2 protein-coding genes are annotated in these 3,387 nt (G+C 49.9%); both read right to left on the reverse strand.

Annotation, left to right across the window (positions count from 1 at the left end; all coding sequences use genetic code 11):
• Window positions 1-150 precede the first annotated feature (150 nt).
• Complete coding sequence (gene nrdG, locus ACI4N7_RS02730; protein WP_439731839.1) at window positions 151-705, reverse strand: anaerobic ribonucleoside-triphosphate reductase activating protein; 555 nt, start codon at window positions 703-705, stop codon at window positions 151-153.
• A 124-nt stretch (window positions 706-829) separates the two neighbouring features.
• Window positions 830-3,040 carry an anaerobic ribonucleoside-triphosphate reductase gene (gene nrdD / locus ACI4N7_RS02735; protein ID WP_439731840.1) on the reverse strand — a complete coding sequence of 737 codons (2,211 nt, stop codon included), beginning with the start codon at window positions 3,038-3,040 and terminating at the stop codon, window positions 830-832.
• Window positions 3,041-3,387 lie beyond the last annotated feature (347 nt).

Here is a 3,387-nt window from a genome sequence, read left to right on the forward strand (position 1 = left end):
AAGCGGTGGGACTATGGACGCTTGGCAATGTGCCGCATTCCCATAAAAAAGCGGCGCCCAAAGGCGCCGCACCACAACCCTCTGAACCCGCCCGCTGAAAGCGGGCAGAACCTTTTGAACCCTCTGAACCCGGGCCGCCTTTGGCAGCCCTCAAATCTTGGAATTGGGGGACATGCTGGTGTCGCCGGGGTCCCAGGAAATGATTTTTCCGCTCTTCAGACTCTTTGGCACGTCAATGGTTCTCTGGTTGGAGGAACCTTTGAAAAGAAGGGTCACATCCTTTTTATCCAGCATGAATTCGCCGTCCACCAGGACGTCGATCCGCTTCAAAAGTTCCATGGTTTCCGGCATGACCTTGGCAAAATGGCCTAAAAGGTCCCGGTCATAGAGGTAGCCTGTGAAGCACCAGATGGTTTTATGGGGATAGAGCTCCTTGAACCGTTTGACCAGAGGAAGAAGTCCCTTCTGATTGACCGGTTCCATAGGCTCGCCGCCCAGAAGGGTGAGGCCTTCATAGAATTCATGGCCTGTTTCCTTCAGGATATAGTCTTCCACTTCCTTGGTGAAAGGCTTGCCATAGTTGAAATCCCAGGTCTCCGGATTGAAACAGCCTTTGCAGTGGTGGGTGCAGCCGGAGACGAAGAGGGAGAACCGGATGCCCGGGCCGTTGGCAATATCATATTCTTTAAAATTGGCGTATTTCATGGATGGACTCCTTACATACAGGGAAAAAGGCGGCGGCTGCCGCCTTTTTATGATGATAGAAAGGGGCGCGGAGCGCCCCGGTTAAAAGTTTAAAGGGTACTGCCTGCCCTGGGCAGGCTGATGATTACAGATGGAGCACGCGGTCCTTGATTTCCTGGGTACGGCCCTGGTTCCAGAACTGGGTGCCGATGTAGCCGCAGGTTCTTCTGGCTACGCTCATCTTGTGCTGGTCGCGGTTGCCGCAGTTCGGGCATTCCCATACCAGCTTGCCGTTTTCATCTTCTACGATCTTGATTTCGCCGTCATAGCCGCAGACCATGCAGTAGTCGCTCTTGGTGTTCAGTTCTGCGTACATGATGTTTTCGTAAATGTACTTCATCACGGTCAGTACGGCAGGAATATTGGTCTGCATGTTCGGCACTTCGATGTAGGAAATAGCGCCGCCCGGGGAGAGCTTCTGGAAATCGGATTCAAATTTCAGCTTATGGAAAGCATCAATTTTTTCTGCCACATGAACATGGTAGCTGTTGGTGATATAGTTCTTGTCTGTAACGCCGGGGATAATGCCGAAGCGCTTCTGCAGGCATTTGGCGAATTTATAGGTGGTGGATTCCATGGGTGTGCCGTAAACGGAGTAGGAAATGTTTTCCGCTTTTCTCCATTCAGCGCATTTATCATTCAGCTTCTGCATGACAGCCATGGCGAATTTGCGTCCTTCTTCCGTGGTGTGGGATACGCCCAGCATGCGGACGCACATTTCATAGAGGCCTGCATAGCCCAGAGAAATGGTGCTGTAGTTGTTGAAGAGGAGTTTGTCGATGGTTTCGCCCTTCTTCAGTCTGGCCAGGGCGCCGTACTGCCACAGAATCGGTGCTACATCGGACACGGTGCCCAGGAGCCGTTCATGACGGCAGCGGAGAGCCCGATGACAGAGTTCGAGGCGGTCTTCCAGGATTTTCCAGAACTGATCCATGTCGCCGCCGGAGGAGCAGGCTACATCCACCAGGTTGATGGTGACTACGCCCTGATTGAAACGGCCGTAGTATTTGTGCTCGCCATGGGGTCCGAGACCTTCCGTATCCGGAGTGAGGAAGCTGCGGCAGCCCATGCAGGGATATACATCGCCGTTCTTCATTTCTTTCATGATCTTGGCGGAAATGTAATCCGGTACCATTCTCTTGGCGGTGCATTCTGCAGCCAGCTTGGTGAGGTAGTAGTAAGGGGAATCGTCATGGATGTTGTCTTCATCCAGCACGTAAATCAGTTTCGGGAAGGCGGGGGTGATCCATACGCCCTTTTCGTTCTTTACGCCCTGCATTCTCTGACGGAGCACTTCTTCAATGATCATGGCCAGGTCTTTTCTGGTCTGACCTTCAGGTACTTCATCCAGGTACATGAACATGGTGACAAAAGGAGCCTGTCCGTTGCAGGTCATCAGGGTGATGAGCTGGTACTGGATGGTCTGGATGCCGGACTTGATTTCTTCCTTCAGCCGTCTTTCCACGATTTTTTCAATGATGTTCTTGTCCATGGATTCGCCGGTTTCTTCTCTTTCGGCGATGACTTCTTTCGTGATCTTCTTACGGCTGATATCCACGAAGGGAGCCAGATGAGCCAGGGTGAAGGACTGTCCGCCGTACTGGTTGGAGGCAACCTGGGCTACGATCTGGGTGGTGACGTTGCAGGCGGTGAAGAAGGAATGGGGTTTTTCAATCAGGGTCTGGCTGATGACCGTACCGTTCTGCAGCATATCTTCCAGATTGATGAGGTCGCAGTTGTGTTCCCTCTGGGCAAAATAATCGGCATCGTGGAAATGGATGATGCCTTCTTCATGAGCCTTCACAATGTCTTCCGGAAGGAGCAGACGTTTGGTGAGGTCCTTGGAGACTTCGCCGGCCATGTAGTCACGCTGGGTAGAATTGATGACCGGATTCTTATTGGAGTTTTCCTGTTTGACCTCTTCATTGGACAGGTCGATAAGGGACAGGATGCCGTCATCGGTGGTATTGCTCTTGCGGGAAATTTCTCTCTTGTAGCGGTAGCGCACATATTTCTGGGCTACTTCATAGCCGCGCATTTCCATGATGCCCGTTTCCACCATGTCCTGGATATCTTCCACATTCACTGCATGGGGGTAGGCGGCAATCTTTTTGGCAATATTGTCTGCCACGGCACGGATCTGGAATTCATTCATCTGGTGGATGGATTCCACTTCCTTATTCGCCTTGCCAATGGCATTTATGATTTTGGAAATATCAAAAGATACTTCCTGACCGTTTCTCTTGATTACGTTCGTTTTGACGTGAATGACGTCCATATGATCCCTGTTTTCCATTGCAGACACTCCCTCAATGATAGATATTTCAAGTTTTCGACCGATTATGGTATTTTTCGATGATTTCATGAATTCTACTAAATGTTGTTAGAAACAAAAAATGAAGACACAATATCTTGTGCCGGAACTAATCATACACCAAGTGGAAGGAAAAGGGAATAGACAAAATTGGTCATTCAATGATTCTAATTTTACGTTCGCCGGTAATAAAATTCGAAAGGAGCAGATACTGACAGGAAAGAGAAGAATTTGGAAAAATCACCGGGCAGAAAAGAAAACCTATGAAATTTTTCTATAGGGAAGTATAAGAGGAGAGTGAGGAATGGAGAATGGGGAATGGAGAATGG

The organism is Dialister sp. (assembly GCF_051885895.1).
Classification (GTDB): domain Bacteria; phylum Bacillota; class Negativicutes; order Veillonellales; family Dialisteraceae; genus Dialister.

What these genes read in the sequence shown, in the direction of transcription:
- nrdG (WP_439731839.1), bottom strand. Translation starts at nt 705, where the DNA reads ATGAAATACGCCAATTTTAAAGAATATGATATTGCCAACGGCCCGGGC.
- nrdD (WP_439731840.1), bottom strand. Translation starts at nt 3,040, where the DNA reads ATGGAAAACAGGGATCATATGGACGTCATTCACGTCAAAACGAACGTA.